The organism is Phaeobacter sp. JH20_26, from assembly GCF_048056275.1.
GTDB lineage: Bacteria > Pseudomonadota > Alphaproteobacteria > Rhodobacterales > Rhodobacteraceae > Phaeobacter > Phaeobacter bryozoorum.
Genome location: NZ_JAYMWL010000013.1, coordinates 1,574,907 through 1,600,960 on the forward strand (window position 1 = coordinate 1,574,907; position 26,054 = coordinate 1,600,960).

General features: G+C 60.3%; 25 protein-coding genes. 18 read left to right on the plus strand and 7 right to left on the minus strand.

Translation table 11 applies throughout. The features are described from left to right. Both VWY60_RS13265 and VWY60_RS13270 read right to left on the minus strand, forming a co-directional pair. Nucleotides 1–2,094, minus strand: a complete 2,094-nt coding sequence (locus VWY60_RS13265) for a 3-hydroxyacyl-CoA dehydrogenase NAD-binding domain-containing protein (RefSeq protein ID WP_416540701.1) — start codon at nucleotides 2,092–2,094, stop codon at nucleotides 1–3. A 278-nt stretch (nucleotides 2,095–2,372) separates the two neighbouring features. Then, the gene (locus VWY60_RS13270) at nucleotides 2,373–4,019 is read right to left on the minus strand and encodes a sulfatase-like hydrolase/transferase (protein ID WP_416540702.1); all 1,647 of its coding nucleotides are present in this window, start codon (nucleotides 4,017–4,019) and stop codon (nucleotides 2,373–2,375) included. A gap of 313 nt (nucleotides 4,020–4,332) precedes the next feature. Between VWY60_RS13270 and pcaF the strand changes: the two genes are divergently transcribed. The 18 genes from pcaF (at nucleotide 4,333) to VWY60_RS13360 (ending at nucleotide 20,421) form a co-directional block, all read left to right on the plus strand. Then, a complete protein-coding gene (gene pcaF / locus VWY60_RS13275; RefSeq protein WP_416540703.1) occupies nucleotides 4,333–5,535 on the plus strand; it encodes a 3-oxoadipyl-CoA thiolase in 1,203 nt (400 codons plus the stop codon). Between the two features lie 23 nt (nucleotides 5,536–5,558). Further along, a complete protein-coding gene (gene paaA, locus VWY60_RS13280; RefSeq protein ID WP_416540704.1) occupies nucleotides 5,559–6,536 on the plus strand; it encodes a 1,2-phenylacetyl-CoA epoxidase subunit PaaA in 978 nt (325 codons plus the stop codon). Between the two features lie 64 nt (nucleotides 6,537–6,600). After that, a complete protein-coding gene (gene paaB / locus VWY60_RS13285; RefSeq protein ID WP_008562338.1) occupies nucleotides 6,601–6,885 on the plus strand; it encodes a 1,2-phenylacetyl-CoA epoxidase subunit PaaB in 285 nt (94 codons plus the stop codon). Continuing rightward, the gene (gene paaC, locus VWY60_RS13290) at nucleotides 6,885–7,646 is read left to right on the plus strand and encodes a 1,2-phenylacetyl-CoA epoxidase subunit PaaC (RefSeq protein WP_416536470.1); all 762 of its coding nucleotides are present in this window, start codon (nucleotides 6,885–6,887) and stop codon (nucleotides 7,644–7,646) included. The genes paaB and paaC overlap by 1 nt, the downstream gene beginning before the upstream one ends. A 99-nt stretch (nucleotides 7,647–7,745) precedes the next feature. Beyond that, on the plus strand, nucleotides 7,746–8,219 hold the full coding sequence (gene paaD / locus VWY60_RS13295) for a 1,2-phenylacetyl-CoA epoxidase subunit PaaD (RefSeq protein ID WP_260017686.1): 474 nt from the start codon (nucleotides 7,746–7,748) through the stop codon (nucleotides 8,217–8,219). Nucleotides 8,220–8,229: 10 nt separating this feature from the next. Further along, nucleotides 8,230–9,303 (plus strand): 1,2-phenylacetyl-CoA epoxidase subunit PaaE, encoded by a 1,074-nt coding sequence (gene paaE, locus VWY60_RS13300; protein WP_416540705.1) that lies wholly within the window; start codon nucleotides 8,230–8,232, stop codon nucleotides 9,301–9,303. A 66-nt stretch (nucleotides 9,304–9,369) separates the two neighbouring features. Continuing rightward, nucleotides 9,370–10,137 carry a Phenylacetic acid catabolic protein gene (locus tag VWY60_RS13305; RefSeq protein ID WP_416536467.1) on the plus strand — a complete coding sequence of 256 codons (768 nt, stop codon included), beginning with the start codon at nucleotides 9,370–9,372 and terminating at the stop codon, nucleotides 10,135–10,137. A gap of 129 nt (nucleotides 10,138–10,266) precedes the next feature. Then, nucleotides 10,267–11,133: a branched-chain amino acid aminotransferase gene (locus VWY60_RS13310; protein WP_416536466.1), complete on the plus strand. Its 867-nt coding sequence runs from the start codon at nucleotides 10,267–10,269 to the stop codon at nucleotides 11,131–11,133. An 85-nt stretch (nucleotides 11,134–11,218) separates the two neighbouring features. Beyond that, nucleotides 11,219–11,674 (plus strand): universal stress protein, encoded by a 456-nt coding sequence (locus VWY60_RS13315; protein WP_340544338.1) that lies wholly within the window; start codon nucleotides 11,219–11,221, stop codon nucleotides 11,672–11,674. A gap of 168 nt (nucleotides 11,675–11,842) precedes the next feature. Continuing rightward, nucleotides 11,843–12,406, plus strand: a complete 564-nt coding sequence (locus tag VWY60_RS13320; protein WP_340544337.1) for a NifU family protein — start codon at nucleotides 11,843–11,845, stop codon at nucleotides 12,404–12,406. After that, nucleotides 12,396–12,992, plus strand: a complete 597-nt coding sequence (gene tsaB / locus VWY60_RS13325) for a tRNA (adenosine(37)-N6)-threonylcarbamoyltransferase complex dimerization subunit type 1 TsaB (protein ID WP_416540706.1) — start codon at nucleotides 12,396–12,398, stop codon at nucleotides 12,990–12,992. The genes VWY60_RS13320 and tsaB overlap by 11 nt, the downstream gene beginning before the upstream one ends. Before the next feature lie 54 nt (nucleotides 12,993–13,046). After that, nucleotides 13,047–13,463 (plus strand): GNAT family N-acetyltransferase, encoded by a 417-nt coding sequence (locus VWY60_RS13330; protein WP_340544335.1) that lies wholly within the window; start codon nucleotides 13,047–13,049, stop codon nucleotides 13,461–13,463. Between the two features lie 129 nt (nucleotides 13,464–13,592). Continuing rightward, complete coding sequence (locus VWY60_RS13335) at nucleotides 13,593–14,588, plus strand: BMP family lipoprotein (RefSeq protein ID WP_340544334.1); 996 nt, start codon at nucleotides 13,593–13,595, stop codon at nucleotides 14,586–14,588. 199 nt (nucleotides 14,589–14,787) lie between these two features. Continuing rightward, nucleotides 14,788–16,317: an ABC transporter ATP-binding protein gene (locus VWY60_RS13340; RefSeq protein ID WP_340544333.1), complete on the plus strand. Its 1,530-nt coding sequence runs from the start codon at nucleotides 14,788–14,790 to the stop codon at nucleotides 16,315–16,317. Further along, nucleotides 16,318–17,412 carry an ABC transporter permease gene (locus tag VWY60_RS13345; protein ID WP_340544332.1) on the plus strand — a complete coding sequence of 365 codons (1,095 nt, stop codon included), beginning with the start codon at nucleotides 16,318–16,320 and terminating at the stop codon, nucleotides 17,410–17,412. Next, entirely contained in the window at nucleotides 17,412–18,377 is a 966-nt protein-coding gene (locus VWY60_RS13350) for an ABC transporter permease (RefSeq protein WP_340544331.1), read from the plus strand. The genes VWY60_RS13345 and VWY60_RS13350 overlap by 1 nt, the downstream gene beginning before the upstream one ends. Before the next feature lie 240 nt (nucleotides 18,378–18,617). Beyond that, nucleotides 18,618–19,541, plus strand: coding sequence for a sulfite exporter TauE/SafE family protein (locus tag VWY60_RS13355; protein ID WP_340544330.1), 924 nt, complete (start codon nucleotides 18,618–18,620; stop codon nucleotides 19,539–19,541). 112 nt (nucleotides 19,542–19,653) lie between these two features. Beyond that, entirely contained in the window at nucleotides 19,654–20,421 is a 768-nt protein-coding gene (locus VWY60_RS13360; protein WP_340546273.1) for a TIGR02186 family protein, read from the plus strand. A 111-nt stretch (nucleotides 20,422–20,532) separates the two neighbouring features. Here the strand turns inward: VWY60_RS13360 and VWY60_RS13365 are convergent, their stop codons facing one another. The 5 genes from VWY60_RS13365 to ccrA form a co-directional block, all read right to left on the minus strand. Next, on the minus strand, nucleotides 20,533–21,291 hold the full coding sequence (locus VWY60_RS13365; RefSeq protein WP_416540707.1) for an SDR family oxidoreductase: 759 nt from the start codon (nucleotides 21,289–21,291) through the stop codon (nucleotides 20,533–20,535). Beyond that, entirely contained in the window at nucleotides 21,288–22,826 is a 1,539-nt protein-coding gene (locus VWY60_RS13370) for an ATP-dependent DNA helicase (RefSeq protein ID WP_340544328.1), read from the minus strand. The genes VWY60_RS13365 and VWY60_RS13370 overlap by 4 nt, the downstream gene beginning before the upstream one ends. Before the next feature lie 109 nt (nucleotides 22,827–22,935). Further along, nucleotides 22,936–23,577, minus strand: coding sequence for an acyl-homoserine-lactone synthase (locus VWY60_RS13375; protein ID WP_340544326.1), 642 nt, complete (start codon nucleotides 23,575–23,577; stop codon nucleotides 22,936–22,938). Between the two features lie 94 nt (nucleotides 23,578–23,671). Then, nucleotides 23,672–24,391 carry a helix-turn-helix transcriptional regulator gene (locus VWY60_RS13380; protein ID WP_340544325.1) on the minus strand — a complete coding sequence of 240 codons (720 nt, stop codon included), beginning with the start codon at nucleotides 24,389–24,391 and terminating at the stop codon, nucleotides 23,672–23,674. A gap of 315 nt (nucleotides 24,392–24,706) precedes the next feature. Next, nucleotides 24,707–25,987 (minus strand): crotonyl-CoA carboxylase/reductase, encoded by a 1,281-nt coding sequence (ccrA, locus tag VWY60_RS13385; RefSeq protein WP_340544323.1) that lies wholly within the window; start codon nucleotides 25,985–25,987, stop codon nucleotides 24,707–24,709. Nucleotides 25,988–26,054 lie beyond the last annotated feature (67 nt).

A 26,054-nucleotide genomic window follows, 5' to 3' on the forward strand; every position in this document is an offset into this window, starting at 1 on the left:
TCACCGGGCCTCCTTGTTGAGATCGTCAAAGCTGCGGCCCTCGGCGACAAGCTCTTCCAGCAAGGGCGCCGGCTGCCAGAAAAACGCATCTTCCTTGGCATAGCGTTTGATGTCCTTGAGGATGCTATCCAAACCTTGCAGGTCAGCCCATTTCAGCGGGCCGCCCCAAAACCGCGGAAAGCCATAGCCGAACAGCAATACCATATCCACATCCAGCGGACGCCGGGCGATTCCCTCGCCGACAACCTTCGCCGCCTCATTAACCATCGCGCACATGTAGCGCCGCAGGACCTCGTCATTGGCCAAGACCTGCGGCGTCACGCCCTGATCCCGCTGATCGCGTTCGATATACTCGGATACCTGTGGATTTGGGGTCCCGCCGCGCTTGCCCTCTTCGTAGACATAAAAACCCCGGCCGGTCTTCTGCCCGAAGTCTCCAGCTTCGCAGAGCATATCGGAAAAATGCACAACCCGCTCACGGGGATCGCGTGTCGGCGCCCGCCGTTTGCGGGCTGCCCAGCCGATATCAAGCCCTGCCAGATCCGCCACCGCAAATGGCCCCATCGCAAATCCGAACCCGGTCATCACCTTGTCAATCTGGTAGGGTGAGGCTCCGTCCAGCACCATGTAATCGGCAGCCTTGCGGTAGCTGTTCATGATCCGGTTGCCGATGAAACCATCGCAGACACCTGAACGCACAGAGATCTTCTTCAGCCGTTTGCCAAGGGCAATTCCGGTGGCGACCACATCAGGCGCGGTCTGATCTGCAACCACGACCTCAAGCAGTTTCATCACATGCGCCGGGGAGAAGAAGTGCAACCCGATCACATCCGCCGGTCGGCGCGTCGCAGCAGCGATTTCATTGATATCGAGATATGACGTGTTGCTGGCGAGAATTGCGCCGGGTTTGCAATGCGTATCCAGCGCCGAGAAAACGTCGCGTTTGACGTCCATGTCTTCAAACACGGCTTCGACCACCAGATCGACCTGCGACAGCGCTGCATAATCCGTCGCCAGCTGCAGCGCCTCGTTCATCATGGTATCAAACTGCGACTGATCGATCTTGCCGCGTTTAAGCGCCCCTTTCAGATTGCCTTCGATCCGTTCATGAGCTGCGACCGTCGCCGCATCATCACGTTCGATCAGTACTACGGGCAGCCCCGACAACAGGGCGGCGGTTGCAATGCCTGCGCCCATCGTGCCGCCACCAATCACCCCCATCGAGGCGACGTCGCGCGGGGTCACATCGGCCAGCTCTGGCAGCTTGCTGACCGCGCGCTCCGAAAAGAATGCGTGGATCAGACCCTGTCGCTGATCGCTCTCCATCAGCTTCTTAAACAGCTCTCGCTCCTGGCGCACCCCGTCAAGAAAGCTCTTGGCTTCACATGCAGCCTGAACGGCACGCACCGCGACGGCCGGGGACAGCTGACCGCGGCCCCGGGCGAGCACCCGTTCATAGGCCTCATCGAAATCGATGGGTTCCGGTGGCGGCATATCACAGACCGGTCGACGCGGCGCATCCTGGTCCAGCAATTCACGGGTGTAAGCCAGACCGACTTCGCGGGGACTGCCCTCCGCAATACGGTCAACGACCCCCTTGTCGAAGGCTTCTGCCGCCGACACATGGCGGCCGGTGGTGATGATCTCCAGTGCCGCCTCGATTCCGGTGACGCGCGGCAGCCGCTGCGTCCCCCCAGCGCCCGGGATGATGCCGAGATGCACCTCAGGCAAGCCCATCTTGGCGCTTGGCACTGCAATCCGGTAGTGCGACGACAGCGCCACTTCCAACCCACCGCCCAGCGCGGTGCCGTGGAGGGCAGAAACCACGATGAGCTTGGCGGCTTCGATGCGGTTGCACAGGTCAGGCAATCCGGGCTCTTGCATAGGCTTGCCGAACTCGCGGATATCGGCGCCAGCGAAATAGGTTCGCCCCTCGCCGTAGATCAGTACGGCACGTGCGCCTTCTTCCTCGGCGCGCTCAATCCCGGCAAGAAGCCCACGGCGCACGTCAACGCCAAGAGCGTTCACTGGCGGGTTCTGCGCGCCCAGCACTGCAATATCGCCAATACGCTCATAAACAACGGCTTCAGTCATGGATCTTTCCTCTTATTGCGAGCGATGCCGATCAAAACTTCGACAGGCTCCAACCGCGGGAACGCAGCTGCCTTGCGGCAGGCACGGATCAGGACGCAGACGTCACCCCCGCACATTTCGCCATGCGGAACATCATTCCGCAAACTTGATGCCGACCCTAAATCCGGCTTCGTGACCTGACAAGAGATATCATGCCGCGCGTCTGCGCCGCTTGCCAAGCATCACGATTTGCCTGCGGGTCGTGACGGTGCGTCTCGCGGTATTTGGGCGCTAGACGGTCAGCTCTCAGCTTTCGGAACCGGTCGACGATAGGCCTCGGTCAGGGTTGCATCCACCTCCGACGGCTCATAGACGCCTAACAGGATCCCTTTGCGCGCCGATTTCCCTCGGCGCTTGGCAATCTGCTCGTCAGAAAGGGTAATGCGTTGCGACATCCGCAGCCCCCACTCGAGCAGTCGATCGTACATGAGGTCGATCACCTCCTGATGCGCCTTCGTTTTGGCAAGATCCACGAGCTCATCTGGATCCTCCTGCAAATCGAACAGCATGGGCCGAAGCCCGCCCTCAGCGTGCATGAACTTCCAGCGCGCATCCACGATCATGAACAGCCTCGCATCTTTCGGAGCCAGGCCAAGTGTTTCGGACAGGGGGAGCGTCGCATAATCAAACTCGGCCACCGCGTAGTCGCGCCACTCTGAAGTCTCGCCGCGCAACAAGGGCATCAATGAGCGCCCTTCCAGGATATGAGGTGCCGCCGCGCCGCCCGCTGCCTCCAGAAAGGTCGGAAGCAGATCAATCGACTCGACCAGTGCATCGCAGGTGGTGCCGCGGGTGGCGTCGGCCTCGGGCCGCGGATCGTAGATGATCAGCGGCACCTTGATCGACGGTTCATGGAAAAGGTTCTTCTCGCCCAGCCAGTGATCGCCGAGGTAGTCGCCATGGTCCGAGGTCACCACGATCATCGTATCCTTCATTCGCCCGGTTGCCTCAAGCCAGGAGAACAGTCGACCCATCTGATCGTCAGCCTGTTTGATCAGCCCCATATAGGCGGGGATCACCTTCTGACGCACTTCCTCACGGGAGAAGGCCTGACCAATCTGATTGTTCATCATACCGGCAAATACCGGATGCGCATTCTCGCGCTCGGCGCTCGAACGAACTGCGGGCAGAACATGCTCAGGACCATACATATCGTGGTAAGGCGCAGGCACAATATATGGCCAATGCGGCTTGATGTAACTCAGATGCGCACACCACGGCTGATCGCCCTCCCTCTCCGCAGTTTCGATAAACCGCATGGCTTCACGGGTGAGCCAAGGCGTCTCACTGTCCTCCTCCGCGATATTGGCGGGCTTGTCTGCGTTGACCATGAACCAGCCAGAGGCGATATCGTCACCATCCACGCCGGCGTTTGCAAAATCGCTCCAGGGGTTGTCGCCGGGGTAGCCCTGCGATTTGAGATACTCATTATAGGGGCTTCGCTTACTGTCATAAAAACCGTCCGGCCCCTCAGCCCACAGCCCGTCATCACGGACAAATGGGTCAAAACCGCATTCCGTCTGGCGCACACCGATGATGCTGTCAGGGGCAAGACCCAGACGCTCCAGCCCCTCGGCATCGGCAACCATATGCGTCTTGCCAATCAGGTGGCAACTCATCCCGGTCTTGCGCAAGTGGTCACCCATTGTCCATTCGCCCACCCGCAGCGGGTAACCGTTGAACTGCACCCCGTGGCTTGAGGGATAGCGCCCGGTGTAACTCGACATACGGGAAGAACCGCAGGTGGGCGACTGCACATAGGCTCTGGTGAACCGGACCCCGCGCCGTGCCAGCCCATCCAAATGAGGCGTCTGTAGATGTGGATGCCCAGCACAGCTGAGGTAGTCAAACCGCAGCTGGTCAAACATGATATAGAGAATATTCATTCACCCCCCCATTCCGGTCACCGCAAAGATCGCAGCGAACAGATACCTCGCGCTTCTCCAATCAGAGCGGACACTCGCAATTAGTCAACATGTAAACTATTTTCGACAGCCACTGCGACGCTGAATGGATCATACGCGCGAAGGCGCAGAGCGACCGAAATATGAAGGATCAGCAAGAGAACCATTAATACGTTACAGAATTCCACCACTTTGTTCGATCTGGTTACATCTCTCTTGCCCAGAATCACTTCTGCGCGTATCACCGACTAAATGGTCGGCTTATCTACTGCCGCCACAGGAGACGCGAACACCCATGGATGCTTTCATCTGCGATGCCACCCGCACCCCGATCGGCCGCTACGGCGGCGCGCTAAGCCAGGTGCGTACCGATGATCTTGCCGCCCTGCCGATTGCCGCGCTCGCCGCGCGAAACCCGGACGTGGACTGGGGCTCCCTCGACGATGTGATCTTTGGCGATGCCAACCAGGCCGGGGAAAGCAACCGCAACGTGGCCCGCATGGCGGCGCTGCTGGCGGGTCTGCCCACCTCTGTGCCCGGCACCACCATCAACCGTCTCTGCGCCTCCGGCATGGATGCGGTCGGTATGGCGTCCCGCGGGATCAAGGCGGGCGACTATGACATGGCCATCGCCGGCGGCGTCGAAAGCATGTCGCGCGCGCCCTTCGTGATGCCCAAGGCGACCTCTGCCTTCACCCGCGCCAATGCGGTTTACGACACCACCATCGGCTGGCGCTTCGTGAACAAGAAGATGCACGAGATGTACGGCACCGACTCGATGCCGCAGACTGCCGATAATGTGGCAGAGGACTACGGCGTCTCCCGCGAGGACCAGGACGCCTTTGCCGCCCGCAGCCAGGCCCGCTGGGCTGCCGCGCATGAGGCCGGCATCTTCAAGGACGAAATCACCCCGGTCACAATCCCCCAGCGCAAGGGCTATGATCTGGTGGTGGACACCGATGAACACCCCCGCCCCGGCACCTCGGCAGAGAAGCTGGCGGGCCTCAAGGGCGTTAACGGCCCGGACAAGACCGTGACCGCAGGCAATGCCTCCGGCGTCAACGACGGCGCCGCGGCGATCCTGATGGCGAATGAAGCGACTGCGGCAAAGAACGGCCTGACACCGATGGCCCGCATTGTCGGCATGGCCTCCGCCGGGGTCGAGCCGCGCATCATGGGCATCGGCCCGGTGCCCGCCACCCGCAAGGTTCTGGCCCGCACCGGCCTGACCATCGAACAGATGGACGTGATCGAGCTGAACGAGGCCTTTGCATCGCAGGGCCTTGCCACCCTGCGCGAGCTTGGCGTTGCGGACGCAGCACCCCATGTTAATCCCAACGGCGGTGCGATTGCACTGGGCCACCCGCTCGGCATGTCCGGGGCGCGGCTGGTGCTGACCGCTGCCTATCAGCTTCAGCGCACCGGCGGGCGGTATGCGCTCTGCACCATGTGCGTCGGCGTTGGACAGGGCACCGCCCTGATCCTCGAACGCGTGTAACGAACTCTAGGGAGGTCCCAGACATGTATGCTCAGATGATCAAATCCGAGGCGACCCAGGACGATCCGGAAAAGCTGGCGGCCTTCCAGGCCCGCATCGACGCGGGCGAGAAGATCGAGCCCAAGGACTGGATGCCCGAAGGCTACCGCAAGACGCTGATCCGCCAGATCGGCCAGCACGCCCATTCCGAAATCGTCGGCCAGCTGCCCGAGGGCAACTGGATCACCCGCGCGCCGACGCTGGAGCGTAAGGCGATCCTGCTCGCCAAGGTGCAGGATGAGGCCGGCCACGGCCTCTACCTCTACTGCGCGGCGGAGACGCTGGGCGTCTCCCGCGACGAGATCACCGAAATGCTGCTGGACGGCCGCATGAAGTACTCGTCGATCTTCAACTACCCGACGCTGAACTGGGCCGACATCGGCGCGGTCGGCTGGCTGGTGGATGGCGCGGCGATCATGAACCAGGTGCCGCTGCAGCGGACCTCCTTCGGCCCCTACTCCCGCGCGATGATCCGCATCTGCAAGGAAGAAAGCTTCCACCAGCGCCAGGGCTACGATGCCATCCGCAAGATGGCGGAAGGAACCCCGGAGCAGAAGAAGATGGCCCAGGATGCGCTGAACCGCCTCTGGTACCCGTCGCTGATGATGTTCGGGCCTTCCGACAAGGACTCGGTCCACTCTGCCCAGTCGATGGCCTGGAAGATCAAGATGAACACCAACGACGAGCTGCGCCAGAAGTTCGTCGACCAGACCGTGCCGCAGGCCGAATACCTGGGCCTGACGATCCCCGATCCCGACCTGAAATGGAACGAGGAACGCGGCCATTACGATTACACCGACCCGGACTGGAGCGAGTTCTTTGACGTGATCCAGGGCAATGGCCCCTGCAACGTTGACCGCCTCGCCGCCCGCAACAAGGCCTGGGACGACGGCGCCTGGGTCCGCGACGGCCTGCTTGCCCACGCCAAGAAAAAAGCCGCGCGCCAGCACGCCGCCGAGTAACCCCAAGCATTCCGGCGCTCCGCCCTGACGCGCAAGCGCCCCCTCAGCCAGGAGGATTTGAGACATGAAAAATGAATGGCCCCTCTGGGAAATCTTCATCCGCGGCCAGCACGGCATGAGCCACCGCCACGTCGGCTCGCTGCATGCGCCGGACGCCGAAATGGCGATCAAGAACGCCCGCGACGTCTACACCCGCCGCAACGAAGGCGTGTCGATCTGGGTGGTCGAGGCGAACCACATTTCCGCCTCCTCGCCCAGCGACAAGGGCCCGCTTTATGAGCCGTCGGAGAGCAAGGTCTACCGCCACCCGACCTTCTTTGACATCCCCGAAGAAGTGGGGGCGATGTAATGGCCCGCGAAGACGCATTTTTCCAGTTCCTGCTGCGGATGGGGGACAACACCCTGATCCTCGGCCACCGGGTCAGCGAATGGTGCGGCCACGCGCCGGTACTGGAAGAGGACATCGCGCTGGCCAACACTGCGCTGGACATGATCGGCCAGACCCAGATGTGGCTCGGCCTTGCCGCCGAAGTTGAAGGCGACGGCAAATCCGCCGACGATCTCGCCTTCCTGCGCGACGCCTGGGATTTCCGCAACGTGCTCTTGTGCGAGGTGCCGAACGGCGATTTCGGCCGCACCCTGATGCGCCAGTTCTTGTTTGACGCCTGGCATTCGATCCAGCTGGGCCGGCTGATGAAGTCGTCGGACGAACGCGTTGCAGCAATCGCCGAAAAAGCTTCGAAAGAGGTGGCCTATCACTTGGAACGCTCTGCCGACACGGTGGTGGGCCTGGGCGACGGCACCGGGGAAAGCCACCGCCGGATGCAGGAGGCGCTGGATTACCTCTGGCCCTATGTGGGCGAGATGTTCCAGTCCGACGATGTGGACGCCGAAATGGTGAAGGCTGGCATCGCCCCCGATCCGGCGGCCCTGCGCGAAGAATACGACGCGCTGGTGTCCCGCATCCTGGGTGACGCGACGCTGACCATTCCCGAAAGCCGCTTTGCCCACAAAGGCGGGCGCACCGGTGCGATGCACACAGAGCATCTGGGCCACCTGCTGACCCAGATGCAATGGCTGCAGCGCGCCTATCCCGGCGCCAAGTGGTAAGGCCTCGGCCAAGGAACTGAGGGCATCCCCGGCGTCAAACGGGGGTGAGGCCCGCTTCCGCTGGGAAGTCCGGGCGGAACAGCCAATGAGGGTAACCGCATGAGCCAAGTGACAACTCAGCCAAGCATCACCCAAGTCTGGGACTGGCTCGACGCCGTGCCGGACCCGGAGATCCCGGTGATCTCGCTGGTGGATCTCGGCATCATCCGCGATGTGGCCTGGGAAGGGAAGACTTTGGTGGTCACCGTAACCCCGACCTACTCCGGCTGCCCGGCCACAGCGGTGATCGCCATGGATATTGAGACCGCCCTGCGCGGCCGCGGCATCACTGATCTGCGGCTCAAAACGCAGATTTCGCCGGCCTGGACCACCGATTGGCTGTCGGAAAAAGGCCGCACCAAGCTGGAGGCTTACGGCATCGCCCCGCCCCAGCCCGCAGGCGGCCCCGAGAAATGCCCGCACTGCGGCAGCACACATGTCACCAAGGTCAGCCAGTTCGGCTCGACCCCCTGCAAGGCCCACTGGCGCTGCCAGGACTGCCTCGAACCCTTTGATTATTTCAAGTGCATCTGAGGAGACCCTGATGGCGCGCTTTCACGACCTTGAAGTCACCGACGTCCGCAAGACCATCCGCGATGCGGTGGTTGTCACCCTGAAGCCCGCGGGTGGCGCGGCTGAGGAATTCGATTTCACCCAAGGCCAGTACCTGACCTTCCGCCGCGACTTCGACGGCGAGGAACTGCGCCGCAGCTACTCGATCTGCGCCGGCAAGGACGAAGGCATCCTGCAGGTCGGCATCAAGCGCGTCAACGGCGGCGCCTTTTCAACCTGGGCTAACACCGAGCTGAAGGCGGGTGATACCCTGCAGGCGATGGCGCCGATGGGGACCTTCTTCACCCCGCTCGATGGTACCGCCGAAAAGCACTACCTGGGCTTTGCCGGCGGCTCCGGCATTACCCCTGTGCTGTCGATCCTCAAGACCACGCTGGCGGCGGAGCCCAAATCCTCCTTCACGCTGGTCTACGCCAACAAGGGCGTGAACACGATCATGTTCCGCGAGGAACTGGAGGATCTGAAAAACCTCTACATGGGCCGCTTCAATGTGATCCATGTACTGGAATCCGACGCTCAGGAAATCGACTTGTTCACCGGTCTGGTGACAGAGGGGAAGTGCGCCCAGCTGTTCGAGCACTGGATCGACATCCAGTCGGTCGACACCGCCTTTATCTGCGGCCCGGAGCCGATGATGCTGGGCATCGCTGCGGCACTGCGCACCGCCGGTCTAGGCGATAGCCAGATCAAGTTCGAACTGTTCGCCTCTGCTCAGCCAGGCCGCGCCAAGCGCAATGCCACCGCAACGGATGCGGCCAGCAGCGCCAACCAGACCAAGGCCGCGATTACGCTGGACGGCGCCACCCAGACCATCGAGATGGGCAAGGACATGACCCTGCTGGACGCGGCGCTCGAGAACGCCATGGACGCGCCCTATGCCTGCAAGGCAGGTGTATGCTCCACCTGCCGCTGCAAGGTGCTGGAGGGCGAGGTCGAAATGGTCGCCAACCACGCGCTGGAGGATTACGAGGTCGAAAAAGGCTATGTGCTGTCCTGTCAGGCCTATCCGCTGAGTGATCAGGTGGTGGTGGACTACGATCAATAGCCCACTAGGTTAGAGCCCGAGCGATCAGGACGAAACACACAGCAACAGACTCAAGAGGACAATCGCATGAGTGACGAGATGAGCATTGAGAGCTATCTGGCGGCCGGTGGCGTCCTCAGCAATCCTTCCAACGTACCGCCACGCTATCGCGCTGAGCTGATGACCATCATGGCCAGTTTCGTGGATAGCGCGCTGGCGGGAGCGGCGGGGTTTGTCGATATCATAAACGAAGGCCCGGGGATCAAATCGCGCATGGCTGCCGCCCGGATCGTATTGGAAAAAACCGCCAATGCAGACCGGGTCTTGCAGGTCATGGGCGATTTCGGGGCCGACACGGAGCGCTATGTCGACCACCACCCCTGGACAGCCCGACTGGACCGCGAGGCTGGACTGGATCAGGCCAGATCCAAACATGACCGGCGCCTTGCTGTGTTCAATTACCCGCTCGAAGGCTGGGCCGATGCAGTGGTGATGAACCTTTTGATGGGACGCGCCGTTGCCGTGCAATTGGCAGAACTGTCCATGATCTCCTACCAGCCCTTGGCCGAGGCCTTCCGCGCCATTCAACCGATTGAGGCGCATCACGCGCGGCTTGCCCATGAAGGCCTGTCGCGTCTCGTCCAGGAAGGCGACATCGGTATGTTGCAGGAGTCCATCGGTTACTGGTGGCCACGTGTCGCCATCAGCTTTGGGGTCGATGACTCCGACAAATTCGAAGCCCTTCGCACACTGGGGTTGCGCCATCGCAGCAACGCAGAGCTGCGCGCACGGTGGCAAAGCGAGATGCGTGGCGTGTTGCGAGAGCTGGGGCTGGAGGCCCCCGAACCGGCCTGAAGCGGCGACATCAAGGCACCGCCCGACACCCACCCATATGGCGGAAGAACCCAGCGGAAAAGGTCTGGACGACTGACCCATCGCATCCTAGGGTCAGCCTGTTCCAGCACACCAAAAACGAGGCCCGACATGGCGATCAGCAAGACCATTCGCACCTATTTCAACGGCAGCTGGCATGAGGGCGATGTGGCAATCATGAAGGCCGCTGACCATGCGGCCTGGCTTGGATCGTCGGTTTTCGACGGTGCACGGCTGTTCGATGGTGTCACGCCCGACCTTGATCTGCACTGCGCCAGAGCCAACGCATCGGCCCACGCGCTGATGATGGCTCCAACCGTCAGCGTCGACGATATGGTCGCCATCGCCAAAGAGGGTCTCGCTCTCTTTGCACCAGATGCCGCGGTCTACATCCGCCCTATGTACTGGGCGACCGAGGGCGATTCCACGATGATCGCGCCGGAACCCGCAAGCACCCAGTTTGCTCTTTGTCTGGAAGAAATCCCTATGGCTGCCCCGACAGCTGTAGCGACTCTGACACGCACCTCCTTCCGCCGGCCCGTGCTGGAGAGTTCTGTGGTCAATGCAAAGGCCGGTTGCCTCTATCCGAACAACGCCCGCATGCTGCGTGAAGCGCGCGCAAAAGGATTCAGCAACGCGCTCGCCCTCGATGCCATGGGGAATGTCGCTGAGACCGCCACGGCCAATATTTTCATGGTGCGTGACGGAGAGGTCTTTACTCCGATTGCAAATGGCACCTTCCTTGCAGGGATCACCCGTGCCCGTCACATCGCAAACCTGCGCTCAGATGGTGTCACCGTTCATGAAACGGTGCTTGGCTATAAAGACTTTGAAGACGCCGACGAAGTGTTCATGTCCGGCAATATGAGCAAGGTCACGCCAGTTGCCGCCTTTGACGATCGGCAATACCAGATCGGACCAATCGCCAAGCGCACACGGGATCTCTATTGGGATTGGGCAACAAGCAGCCGTGGATAGCTGCGTGCGACTAGCCTTTGTGCTCATCTATTGCGCCGGGGGATGGCTTGCGCCATGATCCAGACGGAACAACCAGAGGATCAATATGCGCAAATTTCTTGTGGTATTGGATGACAGCCGCGAATGCCTGAACGCCATGCGGTTCGCCGCCATGCGTGCCGCCAAGACTGGCGGCGGAGTAGAAATCCTTTCGGTGATTCCACCCGACGAATTCAATCATTGGATTGGCGTCGGCGAAGTGATGCGCGAAGAGGCCCGCGAACGCATACACGCCCATTTTGAAGTATTCGCGAAGTGGATGCGCGACCGGCAAGGTATCGAACCCAAACTCGTGATCCGCGAAGGCGAAGCGGTGCCAGAGATTATCGCCCAGATCGAATCTGATCCCGAAATCGGCGTATTGGTACTGGGCGCCGGTGACGACCGCAAAGGCCCTGGTCCTCTCGTCACCCAGTTAAGTCGCTCATCCGGCAGCCTGCCGGTGCCGATCACAATCGTACCCGGCGATCTGTCTAAAGAAAAACTGGAAGCGATCACCTGATCGCTGCCAAGCTGACCGATCTGCGGGTTGCACGAACTCGCCGCGAGTGGATCCGAAGCGAAAGGCCCCAGCGCGCGCCACAAGGTTCCGCAACTTTAGAACCGTTCCAAATCTTGACTTAAGCCGACCGGAGGCGCATATCTCTGCCACGCTTTAAGGAGGCCCGACATGTTCATTCAGACAGAATCCACGCCCAACCCGGCGACGCTGAAATTCCTGCCGGGCCAGACCGTACTGGAAATGGGCACAGCTGATTTTCCCAGCGCAGAGGCCGCAGGCTCATCGCCTTTGGCGCAGCGCATTTTTGCTGTTGCAGGCGTGACTGGCGTGTTCTTCGGCAACGATTTCGTAACCGTGACCAAGGCAGAGACGGTTGAATGGGACCACATCAAACCGGCCATCCTCGGCGCGGTGATGGAACATTTCCAGTCCGGTCAGCCGGTGATTTCCGAAGGTGGCGAACAGACCTCTGGCCATGCGGAACACACCGGTGAGGATGGCGAAATCGTCAACCAGATCAAAGAGCTTCTGGACAGCCGCGTGCGCCCTGCTGTGGCTCAGGATGGCGGCGATATCACCTTCCACGGCTTTGACCGTGGAGTGGTCTACCTGCATATGCAGGGCGCCTGCGCAGGCTGCCCTTCGTCGACACTGACGCTGAAGATGGGCATCGAAAACCTGCTGCGCCACTACATCCCCGAAGTGACCGAGGTTCGCCCCGTTGCCGTCTGACGCTCTCGTCCTTGGCTTTGATACATCGGCCGCGCATTGCGCGGCCGCTTTGTTGCGTGGGGACACGGTGCTGGCCTCCCGATTGGAGGAGATGACTCGCGGCCAGGCCGAACGATTGATGCCGTTGCTGGACGAGGTGCTCGCCGAAGGTGGCGCAGCTTGGGCGGATCTTGATGCCATTGGTGTCGGTATCGGACCCGGAAACTTCACAGGCATTCGCATCGCCGTGTCCGCTGCACGCGGTTTGGCGCTGGGGCTGGATATTCCGGCAGTCGGTGTAAACGGATTTGACGCACGCCATCACCCCGGCACTCTCGCTGCGGTGCCCGCACCTCGCGATCATGTCTATGCACTGCCTCCCGGAGGCGAGCCCCGGCTGATGCCACTTGTTGAAGCGCAGGCGGTTGCCGCCGCGCATGATCTAGAGTTGCTGGCCGAGGCAACTCCGCCGAATATCGCCGAAGCCATCGCCCGCAACGCCGTCGACCGTTACCAAACAGAAGCAGTTGCCCCTGCCCCGCTGTACCTGCGGGCTGCTGATGCCGCGCCGGCAAGAGACGCCCCACCAACGCTGATTGATGGCTGATACCTTCGGTCGACCATGCTACGAAACTGTCCCTCAAATCTGACACCACAGGACATGGCCCACACCCATCGGGCTGCCTTTGTGCAGGGGCGCCCGTGGTCTTCGGATGAATTTTCTGCCCTGCTCGACAGCCCGTTCAGCTATGCTGTCGGCGATACACGATGCTTTGCCTTGGGACGCGTTGTCGCTGGAGAGGCCGAACTGCTGACCATAGCGACCCACCCTGACTACCGGCGTCAAGGGTTTGCGCGTATGGTCTTGGACAGCTGGCAGGAAGCCGCGCTGGCCAGAGATGCAACCGATGGCTTTCTGGAAGTTGCCGCAGACAACCGATCGGCGCGTGCCCTGTATCACTCCTATGGATTCGCCGAAACCGGGCGGCGGGTCGGCTACTACCCGCGCGAAGGCGCGTCTTCAGTGGACGCAGTGCTCATGTGCGTCAGTTTACGCAAGGCCGAAACCGCAGAATAACACCAAAAGGTCAAAAAACGGTTGACCCTTTCCGCAGGCTACGGCCTAAATTGTCGCACCTTTTTAAAAACACATGGGTTGGGGCGGTCAAACTGGCCGCAACAAGAACAACAAATTGGGAGTACCCCTATGACCCTGATGAAATCCCTGATGAGCGCCGCGGCGGCCGTGGCGCTGACAGCGGGTGCCGCATTGGCAGAGCCTGCACTGATCTTTGATCTGGGCGGCAAGTTCGACAAATCGTTCAACGAAGCCGCCTTCACCGGCGCGCAGCGTTGGGCTGAGGAAACCGGCGAAAGCTTCCGCGAAATCGAACTGCAATCCGAAGCTCAGCGTGAGCAGGCCCTGCGTCGCTTTGCCGAAGCGGGCGCGAACCCGATCGTCATGGCCGGTTTTGCTTTTGCCGACGCTCTGGGCCAGGTTGCAGCCGACTACCCCGACACCAAATTCGTGATCATCGACATGGTTGTTGATGCGCCGAATGTACGTTCTGTTGTCTTCAACGAACATGAAGGCTCCTACCTTGTCGGTATGCTGGCGGCCAAAGCGTCCAAATCGGGCACAGTAGGCTTCATCGGCGGTATGGATATCCCGCTGATCCGCAAATTTGCCTGCGGCTACGCCGAGGGCGTGAAGGCCGCAAACCCGGACGCAACTGTGATCGCCAATATGACCGGCACCACCCCTGCGGCCTGGAATGACCCGGTCAAGGGCTCCGAACTGACGAAGGCGCAGATCAGCCAGGGCGCTGATGTTGTCTATGCAGCTGCGGGCGGCACTGGTGTTGGCGTACTGCAGACCGCCGCCGACGAAGGCATCCTGTCAATCGGTGTGGACAGCAACCAGAACCACCTGCACCCGGGCAAAGTTCTGACGTCCATGATGAAGCGCGTCGACAACGCTGTGTTCGAAGCCTTCTCCGACGGTCCTGACCTGGAAACCGGCTTCTCCGTCATGGGCCTGTCGAACGGCGGCGTCGGCTTTGCGGTTGACGATAACAACGCATCGCTGATCACCGAAGAGATGCAGGCCGCCGCTGATGAAGCCGCAGCCAAGATCGCAACCGGCGAAATCACCGTGCATGACTATATGTCGGATGACAGCTGCCCGGCTCTGTCCTTCTAAGTACTGAACTGCCCCCCGGCCCACCGTGATCCTCTTGATGATTATGGTGGTGACCGGGGGTTTCATATTGCCCGGAGGCTGCGCCTTTGCCGCCTCCGGGTTTGGTTTTTCCTAGGTTGGCCAAATTGCACATGTTAACCGCCGCTCGCTTCGGCGTGGATCTGTGCCAACCGATCCAGGATGAATAAGGGGAGCCCGAATGACGGCACCAGCAATTGAACTAAAAGGCATCTCCAAGGCCTTTGGCCCCGTTCAGGCCAATAAGGATATCTCAATCCGTGTTTCCCCCGGCACGATCCATGGGATCATCGGCGAGAATGGCGCAGGCAAATCAACGCTGATGAGTATCCTGTACGGTTTTTACAAAGCCGATAAGGGTGAGGTCTGGATTCACGGGAAACGTACCGAGATTCCCGACAGCCAGGCGGCGATCTCGGCAGGGATCGGCATGGTGTTCCAGCACTTCAAGCTGGTTGAGAATTTCACGGTACTGGAGAACATCATCCTCGGCGCCGAGGATGGCAAACTGTTGAAGCCCTCTCTCAGCAAGGCCCGAAATTCGCTGAAAGACCTGGCAGCAGAATATGAGCTGAACGTTGATCCCGATGCCCGTATCGACGAAATCGGTGTCGGCATGCAGCAGCGTGTCGAGATCCTGAAGGCGCTATACCGCCAGGCCGACATTCTGATTCTGGACGAGCCGACAGGGGTTCTGACCCCCGCAGAGGCCGACCAGCTGTTCCGCATTCTGGACAGGCTGCGTGCCGAGGGCAAAACGATCATCCTGATCACTCACAAACTGCGCGAAATCATGGAGTATACCGATACGGTGTCGGTGATGCGCCGCGGCCAGATGACCGCGACCGTGAAAACCGCTGAAACCAGCCCCGAACATCTGGCCGAACTGATGGTGGGACGCAAGGTGCTGCTGCGGGTGGACAAGGTTCCCGCCACTCCCGGCAAGCCGATCCTTGAGATCGAGAACCTCAGTGTCGTCGATGAGGCGGGCGTTGCGCGGGTGAAGAATATCGACCTGACCGTGCGTGCGGGAGAGATCCTTGGCATCGCCGGGGTGGCCGGCAACGGTCAGTCCGAACTGATGGAGGTGCTCGGTGGCATGCGCGAAGGTCAGGGCACCATTCGTCTAAATGGATCGCCGCTGCCCCTGTCAGGTGCCGGATCCGATGCCCGCGCCCGTCGCGCAGCACATGTGGCCCACGTTCCCGAAGACCGTCAGCGCGAAGGTCTGATCATGGACTTCCACGCTTGGGAAAACGTGGCGTTCGGCTATCATCACGCGCCCGAATACCAACGCGGCCTGTTAATGAACAATGCTGCGCTGCGCGCCGATACCGAGGCCAAGATGGCCAAGTTTGACGTACGCCCCCCGGACCCCTGGCTTGCGGCCAAGAATTTCTCCGGCGGCAATCAGCAGAAAATCGTTGTTGCCCGCGAAATCGAGCGCAACCCTGACCTGTTGCTGATTGGGCAGCCGACACGGGGCGTCGATATCGGCGCCATTGAGTTTATTCACAAGCAAATCGTCGAATTGCGCGATCAGGGCAAGGCGATCCTGCTGGTCTCGGTTGAATTGGAGGAAATCCTGTCACTCGCCGACCGTGTTGCAGTGATGTTTGACGGAATGATCATGGGCGAGCGCCCGGCCGATCAGACCGATGAGAAAGAGCTGGGCCTGTTGATGGCCGGTGTCGCGGGGGAGGCCGCGTAAATGGATAAAATGCCTAAATGGGCCGATGTCGTACTGATCCCGCTGATCAGCCTCGTATTGGCCGCTATTCTGTCTGCCTTGGTGATTCTTGGCATTGGCGAAGACCCGATTGCCGCCGTGAAGCTGATGGTTTCGGGCGCGCTTGGATCCACTTATGGCTGGGGCTATACGCTCTATTATGCCACCAACTTCCTGTTCACGGGTCTGGCCGTTTCCGTGGCCTTCCACGCCCGGCTTTTCAACATCGGTGGTGAAGGTCAGGCGATGCTCGGTGGTTTGGGTGTGGCCCTCGTATGCCTTTATATTCCCTGGCCGCATTGGTCGCTGGCACTGATCTTTGCCAGCCTGGGTGCTGCCCTTTTTGGTGCGGCCTGGGCCGCGATCCCCGCCTATCTTCAGGCGAAGCGCGGCAGCCATATCGTGATCACCACAATCATGTTCAACTTTATTGCGGCGGCCGTTCTGAACTACGTGCTGGTCAATCTCCTGCGTCCAGAAGGCTCGATGGACCCGGCGACAGCCCGTTTTGCCGAAGCTGTCCACCTGCCGTCCTTGCATGAGCTCCTCGCACCTATCGGGATCGAGTTTTCCAAGGCGGCACCTGCCAATGTGAGCTTCCTCGTCGCGCTTGCTGCTTGCGTTGCGGTATGGTTGCTGATCTGGCGTACCAAACTGGGCTACGAGATCCGGGCCTATGGCAACTCCGAATATGGCGCACTTTACGCCGGAATCTCGCCGGTCAAGATCACCATGATTGCGATGCTGATCTCTGGCGGTCTGGCGGGCATGATGGCCACCAACAATGTGATGGGCGAGGCCGAGCGCCTGGTATTGAACTCAACCGAGGGCGCCGGTTTCATCGGCATCGCCGTGGCACTCATGGGGCGCAGCCATCCCTTTGGCGTGTTTCTGGCCGCGATCCTGTTCGGGTTCCTCTATCAGGGCGGCGCGGAACTGGCGCTATGGACCAGCATCCCGCGGGAACTGATCGTCGTCATTCAGGCACTGGTGATCCTGTTCACAGGCGCGCTGGACAATATGGTACGAGGACCGCTTGAACGGATCTTCCTTGCTCTGCGCCGGGGGAAAGCGTGATGGATTTTCTGACTCTGATCCAGGTGCTCGACAGCACCGTTCGCCTCGCAACACCGCTGCTGCTGGCCTGTCTGGCTGGACTGTTTTCCGAACGGGCGGGGATCTTCGATATCGGCCTTGAAGGCAAAATGCTGATGGCCGCTTTCTTCTCGGCGGCGGTGGCTGCGACCACTGGCAATGTCTGGCTGGGCCTCCTGGCCGGTATCGCATCATCGCTGGTTCTCAGCGGCCTGCACGGGCTTGCCTCGATCACCTTCCGAGGCAACCAGCTGATCTCCGGTGTGGCGATCAACTTCCTGGCCGCAGGTATGACCGTACTGATCGCGCAGGACTGGTTCCAGCAGGGTGGACGCACACCCTCGCTGTTCTCGGGCGGTCGGTTTGAGCCTCTCAGCCTGCCGTTTGCAGATGCGCTGGCGGATGTCCCTGTGTTGGGCCCGATCTATAGCGAGCTGCTTTCCGGTCACTCCGTGCTGGTCTACCTGGCGTTCCTCGCGGTGCCTGCTACCGCCTGGATCCTCTTTGGTACGCGCTTTGGCCTACGCCTGCGCGCGGTCGGGGAAAACCCTGCAGCTGTCGATACCGCCGGTGTGTCCGTGGTCGGTCTGCGCTATGCGGCGGTAATGATCTGTGGCCTGCTCTGCGGCATTGCCGGCGCCTATCTTGCAACAGCACTACAGGCCGGGTTCGTAAAGGACATGACAGCCGGTCGCGGCTTTATCGCTCTGGCAGCGCTGATTTTCGCGAAATGGCGCCCCTGGCACGCGCTTGGTGCCTGCCTTCTGTTCGGCCTGCTTCAAGCGGTGGCCCTGCGTTTTCAGAACATCGAAATCGGCAACTTTGTGATTCCGGTGCAGATGATGGACGCCCTGCCCTACATCCTGACCGTGGTGATCCTGGCAGGCTTCGTCGGCAAGGCGGTTCCGCCCAAGGCAGGTGGAGAGCCCTACGTCAAGGAGCGCTGATAGAGCCATCAATTTGGTACAGCCCGCAGGGGCTGTACCAAAGGCATCTGCAAGCGCCCGGCTCCGGCCGGGCGCTTGCCGTTTTGACACAGCCAGAGTCAGACTTTTCGGAAACCAGTTCTCCCCATCCGAGTTCCGGCCAACTTTCATAGGTCCAGTTTTCGCCCTAGCGTCAGTCCTGTTTTCTGCGGAGCGGCATCGGCAGTTGATTTTAGCCAATTGCTGCGCTCTAACACTGATATGCAGATTTATCTTCCCATCGCCGAAGTCTCGGTCAACGCATTCCTGCTGCTGGGGCTTGGCGGTATGGTCGGTATCCTGTCCGGCATGTTTGGTGTCGGTGGCGGCTTCCTGATGACACCGCTCCTGTTCTTCATCGGCATCCCGCCGGCAGTGGCCGTTGCCACCGAAGCCAATCAGATCGTGGCCTCCTCATTCTCCGGTGTGCTTGCTCATTTCAGGCGCCGAACCGTCGACATCAAGATGGGCCTGGTTCTTCAAGCGGGCGGTCTTTTCGGTGCGGCGCTTGGGGTTGTGGTCTTCAACTATCTCAAAGCATTGGGCCAGGTCGATCTGCTGGTAAAACTCTGTTACGTCGTCTTTCTTGGCGTTGTCGGCGGGCTGATGTTCATCGAAAGCCTGAATGCGATCCGCAAATCCAAAGCCTCCGCAGGTGGCGCCCCCGCGCCGCGTCGGCAGCGTGGCTGGGTCCATGCCCTGCCCTTCAAGATGCGGTTCCGCACATCCGGCCTCTATATCTCCGTGATTCCTCCCTTGCTGGTCGGTGTCGTCGTCGGCATCCTCGCGGCAATCATGGGTGTTGGTGGTGGCTTCATCATGGTGCCAGCCATGATCTACATCCTCGGGATGCCAACCAAGGTTGTGGTTGGTACATCGCTGTTTCAGATCATTCTGGTCACCGCCTTTACCACGATGCTGCACGCCACCACGAACTATACCGTGGATATTGTTCTGGCGGTTCTATTGCTGATCGGCGGGGTGATCGGTGCCCAGATCGGCACCCGGATCGGCGTCTATCTCAAGGCTGAACAGCTCCGCATCCTGTTGGCGCTGATGGTAATTATTGTCTGCGTCAAACTCGGGCTGGACCTGTTGCTGATGCCGTCTGAGCTTTACTCGCTCGGCAGCGATGGAGGGCACTGAGATGCTCCATCGCGTCATCAGGCAACGCCTCCGCCGCGCGCCGCAATCCCAGCCGGCCCGCGGCTCCGCGCGGCTCTGGATTGCATTCCTCCTGGTCCTGCCACTCGGGTCGATGGCCACCGCTCAGACCTCCACCGATCCGGCAGATAGCGACCCTCCCGCTGGCCCGCGCGAGGAAGTCGTGCTCGGTCTGAGCCAAGACCGTGTTGCCATCACCGCCGACTTCGATGGATCGGAAATCCTCGTCTTTGGGGCCGTGAAGCGGGAAGCCCCTATCCCGCAGGACGACCCTCTTCAGGTGATCGTCGCCGTATCCGGTCCGGCCTCGCCCGTGATGGTACGCCGCAAGGAGAAAAAGCTTGGGATCTGGGTCAACACCGACAGCGTGCTGGTAGACTCGGCACCGAGCTTCTACGCAGTTGCGACAAGCGCGCCGCTCTCTCAGGTGCTGAGCGATACTGAGGACCTGCGGTATCGAGTCTCCGTGGGGCGGGCCATCCGCTCGGTCGGTGCCGGAATGCACATCCGCGGGGCACAGAAATTCGCCGAAGCCGTGATCCGCATCCGGTCCGAGAACAATCTCTATTCTCTGCGGGAGAACACTGTCGCCGTCGATCAGCAAACGCTGTTTCGCACTGCGATCGAGATGCCCGCTGACCTGACCGAAGGGGCCTATCGGACCCGCATCCTGCTCACACGAGGCGGGTCGGTTGTCGCGCAGTACGAAACCAGCATCGACGTGCGCAAAGTCGGGCTGGAACGGTTTCTTTACACACTTTCACGCGAACAGCCGTTTCTCTACGGCCTTATGTCACTGGCCATTGCAATTGCCGCAGGTTGGGGTGCCTCTGCCGCCTTCCGCCTGCTGCGCAACAGCTGACGACCACGAACCAGATCCAGACCCAGACCGCCGCGCAAAGCGCGGCGCTACGCCCAACGGGCGTGGTGCCAGCTTGCTGGTGTCACAACGGGCGGGAGACCTCTGCAGTGACTATCCACGCCCGATGTAAGGCATCTTGGTTGCCATCACGGTCATGAATTGCACATTTGCCTCAGGCGGAAGATTTGCCATATGCAGCACCGACCGTGCAGCATCCTCAACGGCGAAGGTCTCCATCGCGCCCGCTGCCGGATCCGTCTCGGCCTGCCGGGCGCTCAAATCCGCAACCATCGGCGTGCGTGCGTTGCCGATGTCAATTTGCCCGCAGGCAATATCAAACGGGCGCCCATCCAGCGACAGGCTACGGGTCAGCCCGGTGATCGCGGCTTTGGTCGCTGCATAGGGTACCGAATGTGGGCGCGGAACATGGGCCGCAATTGATCCGTTATTGATGATCCGCCCGCCCTGCGGGGCCTGCTGGCGCATTTGGCGAAAGGCCGCTCGGGCCGAAAGGAACATGCCGTTCAAGTTCACATTGACGGCTGCAAACCAATCCTCCAGCGCAATCTCATCAATCGTGCCGGAAGGGGTAAAGATGCCTGCATTGTTGAACAACACATCTAACCGTCCGGCCCGCTTTGCAAAGGTCTCCACGGCACGATCGACAGCCTCGGCATCGGTGACATCCGCCGGCACGACATGAGCCGTGTCGCGCCCCTGCGCCACGGCCTCCAGCGCCTCTGCGCGGCGGGCAAGCAGACCCACCTGCCAGCCTTCATCCAGAAACAGCTCCGCCACGGCACGGCCGATACCGGAGCTGGCTCCGGTGATCAGGATCGTGCGTCTAGAATCTGGAGCTTGGATCGTCATAGTGGGCTGTCCTCTTGCAGTTCCAGGGTCAGGGCGCCTACCGGCGCGGCCCGCAGGTCGTCCACCTGCAGAGGGCCTGTCGGCTTTGCCAGACGATTGCGCACCACCCAGATCAGGCGCTCCTGCGCCCGCGTAATGGCCACATAAGCAAGCCGCTTCCAGAGCGGTTGCCCGGCCTCCACCCGGCCCATGCGCGCCGCGGCATAGATATCAGGCGCAAAAACCTGCGCCGTGGGCCATTGCGAGCCCTGCGCCTTGTGAATAGTGACGGCCGCCCCGTGCAGAAACGCCGCCCCCATACGCGCAGCAAATGGAATGAAGGGTTCTTCTTCATCCGGTTTTTCGATCTTCACGATAGAGGCCGCGGAGACCTGCGGGTCCTCGGCTCCCATGACATGAAGGCGCGAGAATCCAGGCTTGCGACCCGGTCCGAGGTAGATGACCTGGGCCCCCTTGATCAGGCCGCGGGCTTCCAGATCCAGCCTTTTCTTGCGATGTTTCATCGGCAATTCGATTCCGTCGCAGATCAGCGGCTCGCCAGCCAGCAAACTGTCCTCCGGCGCACCGTGCACGTTACGAAACGCATTGATCAGCCGAATCCGGGTGTTGTTGCGCCAGACCAGAACCGGAGAACGTGCCATCAGATCCACCTCGACCCGTTGCCCCCAGACGACGCGATCATCCTGGCGAGAGAGGTCCTCAACCATGCGCTCAAAATCCTCAAACCCGATGTTCGGATCAGCCAGAGCATGAGCGAGGTCCAGAATGGGATTGCCTGCCTCTTGGCGGTGAATGCGGTTGAGGATCAGTTTGCGCTCTTCTGGCAGCGTTTCAAAAACCATGGCTCCGGATTGGTTCACCGGGGCGAGCTGTGCGGGATCGCCAAACAGCAATAATGTCGGGAAAATTTCCTGAAGGTCCTGGAACTGGCGGTCATCCAGCATCGAAGCTTCATCGATAAAGCCGATATCCAGCGGCTCCTCCCGCCGTTTCCAACCGGTGATGAAGTCAGATCCGCGCAGACCGGCAGCAGCCAACGCACCAGGGATCGACTTGTTGCGTTCATAAAACGCCTTCGCCCGCGCCAGGGCTTCTTCGGTTAACCCCTCGATTTCGGGTTCATCGCCACTACCCGCCAGCCATTCCGCTATCCGCTCATATTCCGGATCATAGACAGGCGTATAGAGGATCCGGTGGATCGTAGTTGCGGGAACACCACGAAGGCGCAGCACGCTGGCGGCCTTGTTTGTGGGCGCGAGGATTGCGAGTGTGCGCCGGTCCTCATTCTTCTTGCGGCTCTCATAGTCGCCGGAAACAACCTCGACACCGGCCTTTTCCAACGCCTTATAGAGCTCCGCCAACAACAGCGTCTTACCAGATCCGGCCTTGCCAATAACCGCCATTGCGCCACCGTCACCGCGGGGCGGGTGAAGCAGATCGTCTTCGAGATCGACCCCTGCGTCACGAAGAAGACTGCTGACACGATCAAAAGCGACGGCCTGATCGTCGGAGAATTTAATGGGTGCTGCGCTCATTCGGCGACACTACAGCCGCCGGGCCGGCTGCACCAGAGCAGACGGCCCCACATCATATCGTTTCAGCGCAGCTCGCCCTCCTTCAGCGCTATGCCCATCGACACCCTGTTCACCCCGTCAGCGCAACGGGTCCTGGCGCGCCTGCACCGCCAAAGGAGCGGTCGAACCAGAGTGTCGACAATTCCGGCTGAATGCCTGCCTTCTGCGCGACCCGGTGATACGCCTCGGTAGAATAGTCCCACAGGCCAAGGCAGATCCGGTCCCGCCCCGCGCCCATGGTGCCGACAATTTCCGGGCTAAACCCAAGAGAGCGGTAGATCCGCACCATCCGCCGATCAAACACCCCGGCAAAATGCGCGATATTGAAGTTCCGCATTATCTCAAGCCCGGCCAGGGTCAGTGCCCCGGCCACATTGCCGCTGACATGTCGGGACAGGCAGAACCGGGTGCATTCCCAGATCAGAGGGCTGCGGATCGCCTCCCCGCCGGTCAGCTCGGGAAAAACATCATTTACCATGATTGGACCCGTGGAGGGCAGAAAACGCATTGACCCACCGTGGCTGCCATCGGGCTGCTGCCAGATCACATATAGCGGATCAAGCGCATCGTATTCATCGCGTTCTTCCCCGCAGGCATCTACCGAGACCTCCCAACCCAGCCGCGTCTTGAACTGATCCGCGCGATCCACGAACATCGAATGGGCAAGCTCACGGTGCTTATACAGGTCGTGTGCATATACGTAACGAAGCATAACTTAGTCCCCTTTAGATAGAAAAGTGAGACCAGATTACGATCAGAAGATATTTTCAACTATAGGGTTAATGAACATCAACAGCTTCAACGTCTTAGATGATGATCAACCCGAGACTCAGTGCCCGTGCGATGGCATGCGTGGTGTTGATCGCCCCCAGTTTGAATCGCGCGCTCTCAATATAGACCCGCAATGTATGCTCCGAAATGGTCAGCGTCTTGGCCACCTGGGCTCTGCTGTAGCCCATCGCGAGCAAGGTTAACGCGTCAATCTCACGTGGGGACAGGGGTTGGACATGCTCCGGGCTGCGATCCGGTTCAAATTCCAGCGCCTTGCGGTTGAAGTAATGCCCGATCAGGATCAGGTCACGGCTGTGTCTGTCCGTGAATTTCGTCCAGGTCTCATCGTTGCAGTTGTGGCTGACCGTGAACAAAGCGAATTGCCCGTTTGGCCCACGGATCGGGATTGAGTACCCCTGATTGCCTACGTCATGGGCAAGGGCGTCCTGCAGAAACTCGCGCGCAGGCTTGGACGACCAATCAAGGCGGCGCCAGTCAACCGGGTGAAACCGCTGATAGCAACCGATAATGACCGGATCGACACGAACATAGGCTTTTTCCTGATAGCGCTCGACCCATTCCCGCGAATAGGTGCCAAAGTGATAGTGATCGCCAGCGCTGTCGACCCAGTGATACATGGCGTGATCAACCTCAAAGGTCTCACAGACCCGCTCAATGATCTCTTGCAGACCATCGACCGTTGTCGTGGCGTCCAAAACCTCAAGGATAAGATCAAGATTAACTTTGGTTGCCATGAAATGCCTGAATTCTCACTTGGTCTCAGCGCAGAACCTCTGCACCTATTTGGCTGTCGGCAGATCCAAATTGCCGCAGCTCTGGCCTTTGTGCCGCGATCATCGATGCAGCGTCAACGGTAAGCCCGCATAATGATCAGGTTTTTATTTCATAAGCGATTATCTAGGGCGCGGCCACAAAATGTCTTCACCATCAGCACATGACCGCTGGTCATTCCGCACAAATGTTCGACAACCACGTTCGCACCAGCAAAACAATAACCCGCCAGTCACAGGAGCGACTGACGGGTGAAATAATGTGTCTCTCGAGGGTGTTTACCCTGCCAGAACATCCTCCAGTGTGCGCAGACCGGTCCGGGGCGCCTGAACCAGAACAGACATATTACCCGGCTTGTGCTCGTTGCGGAGCATCTTCATATGCGCCTCCGGCAGATCGTTCCAGGAGAACACCTCCGACATGCAGGGGTCTAGGCGGCGCTCGACCATCAGCTTGTTGGCAGCGGCGGCCTGCTTCAGATGCGCAAAGTGCGAGCCCTGCAAACGCTTCTGGTGCATCCACATGTAACGCACATCGAACGTCAGGTTATAGCCAGTGGTGCCTGCGCAGATCACAACCATGCCGCCTTTTTTACAGACAAAGGTCGAAACCGGGAACGTGCTTTCGCCCGGATGTTCAAACACCATGTCGACATTCACGCCTTTGCCGGTGATGTCCCAGATAGCCTTGCCGAACTTACGGGCTTCCTTGAACCAATTGGCATATTCGGGCGTGTTCACTGTCGGCAACTGCCCCCAGCAATCAAAGTCTTTGCGGTTGATCACACCCTTGGCGCCCAGCCCCATGACAAAATCACGTTTGCTTTCGTCCGAGATCACGCCGATGGCATTTGCACCAGCCGTATTGATCAACTGGATCGCGTAGGAGCCGAGGCCGCCCGAAGCGCCCCAGACCAGCACGTTCTGGCCCGGCTTCAGATCGTGCGGCTCGTGGCCGAACAGCATCCGGTAGGCGGTCGCAAGGGTCAGCGTATAGCAGGCGCTTTCTTCCCAGGTCAGGTGCTTGGGGCGGGGCATAAGCTGCTGCGACTGAACATTGGTGAACTGCGCAAAGGAGCCGTCGGGCGTCTCATACCCCCAGATGCGCTGGCTGGGAGAGTACATCGGATCGCCACCGTTGCATTCTTCGTCGTCGCCATCATCCTGATTGCAGTGAATGACCACCTCGTCGCCGACTTTCCAGCGCTTAACCTTGTCGCCCACGGCCCAAACGATGCCCGAGGCGTCGGAACCGGCAATATGGAACGGCGCACCGTGACCATCAAAGGGGCTGATGGGTGTGCCGAGAGCCGCCCACACACCGTTATAGTTCACACCCGCCGCCATCACGAGCACAAGCACGTCGTGGCTGTCCAGTTCGGGCACATCGACCACTTCTTGCACCATCGCAGTATCAGGGGTGCCATGGCGCTCTTTGCGGATGGTCCAAGCATACATCTTCTGTGGCACATAGCCCATCGGCGGCAGTTCACCGATCTCATAAAGCTCTTTTTCAGGGGCCTCGTAGGAGAGGGCGCCGTTCTGCGTGTCCAAAGCCATGCTGGCCTCCTTTTTTCCGCTGTTTGCCGCAATGCAGAATCGCAGCTGCTACCTAGGGAATAAGATC

Bases quoted from the DNA above. Each gene is read 5' to 3' on its own strand.
- VWY60_RS13265 (WP_416540701.1), bottom strand. From the start codon at position 2,094: ATGACTGAAGCCGTTGTTTATGAGCGTATTGGCGATATTGCAGTGCTG.
- VWY60_RS13270 (WP_416540702.1), bottom strand. From the start codon at position 4,019: ATGAATATTCTCTATATCATGTTTGACCAGCTGCGGTTTGACTACCTC.
- pcaF (WP_416540703.1), top strand. From the start codon at position 4,333: ATGGATGCTTTCATCTGCGATGCCACCCGCACCCCGATCGGCCGCTAC.
- paaA (WP_416540704.1), top strand. From the start codon at position 5,559: ATGTATGCTCAGATGATCAAATCCGAGGCGACCCAGGACGATCCGGAA.
- paaB (WP_008562338.1), top strand. From the start codon at position 6,601: ATGAAAAATGAATGGCCCCTCTGGGAAATCTTCATCCGCGGCCAGCAC.
- paaC (WP_416536470.1), top strand. From the start codon at position 6,885: ATGGCCCGCGAAGACGCATTTTTCCAGTTCCTGCTGCGGATGGGGGAC.
- paaD (WP_260017686.1), top strand. From the start codon at position 7,746: ATGAGCCAAGTGACAACTCAGCCAAGCATCACCCAAGTCTGGGACTGG.
- paaE (WP_416540705.1), top strand. From the start codon at position 8,230: ATGGCGCGCTTTCACGACCTTGAAGTCACCGACGTCCGCAAGACCATC.
- VWY60_RS13305 (WP_416536467.1), top strand. From the start codon at position 9,370: ATGAGTGACGAGATGAGCATTGAGAGCTATCTGGCGGCCGGTGGCGTC.
- VWY60_RS13310 (WP_416536466.1), top strand. From the start codon at position 10,267: ATGGCGATCAGCAAGACCATTCGCACCTATTTCAACGGCAGCTGGCAT.
- VWY60_RS13315 (WP_340544338.1), top strand. From the start codon at position 11,219: ATGCGCAAATTTCTTGTGGTATTGGATGACAGCCGCGAATGCCTGAAC.
- VWY60_RS13320 (WP_340544337.1), top strand. From the start codon at position 11,843: ATGTTCATTCAGACAGAATCCACGCCCAACCCGGCGACGCTGAAATTC.
- VWY60_RS13330 (WP_340544335.1), top strand. From the start codon at position 13,047: ATGGCCCACACCCATCGGGCTGCCTTTGTGCAGGGGCGCCCGTGGTCT.
- VWY60_RS13335 (WP_340544334.1), top strand. From the start codon at position 13,593: ATGACCCTGATGAAATCCCTGATGAGCGCCGCGGCGGCCGTGGCGCTG.
- VWY60_RS13340 (WP_340544333.1), top strand. From the start codon at position 14,788: ATGACGGCACCAGCAATTGAACTAAAAGGCATCTCCAAGGCCTTTGGC.
- VWY60_RS13345 (WP_340544332.1), top strand. From the start codon at position 16,318: ATGGATAAAATGCCTAAATGGGCCGATGTCGTACTGATCCCGCTGATC.
- VWY60_RS13350 (WP_340544331.1), top strand. From the start codon at position 17,412: ATGGATTTTCTGACTCTGATCCAGGTGCTCGACAGCACCGTTCGCCTC.
- VWY60_RS13355 (WP_340544330.1), top strand. From the start codon at position 18,618: ATGCAGATTTATCTTCCCATCGCCGAAGTCTCGGTCAACGCATTCCTG.
- VWY60_RS13360 (WP_340546273.1), top strand. From the start codon at position 19,654: ATGGCCACCGCTCAGACCTCCACCGATCCGGCAGATAGCGACCCTCCC.
- VWY60_RS13365 (WP_416540707.1), bottom strand. From the start codon at position 21,291: ATGACGATCCAAGCTCCAGATTCTAGACGCACGATCCTGATCACCGGA.
- VWY60_RS13370 (WP_340544328.1), bottom strand. From the start codon at position 22,826: ATGAGCGCAGCACCCATTAAATTCTCCGACGATCAGGCCGTCGCTTTT.
- VWY60_RS13375 (WP_340544326.1), bottom strand. From the start codon at position 23,577: ATGCTTCGTTACGTATATGCACACGACCTGTATAAGCACCGTGAGCTT.
- VWY60_RS13380 (WP_340544325.1), bottom strand. From the start codon at position 24,391: ATGGCAACCAAAGTTAATCTTGATCTTATCCTTGAGGTTTTGGACGCC.
- ccrA (WP_340544323.1), bottom strand. From the start codon at position 25,987: ATGGCTTTGGACACGCAGAACGGCGCCCTCTCCTACGAGGCCCCTGAA.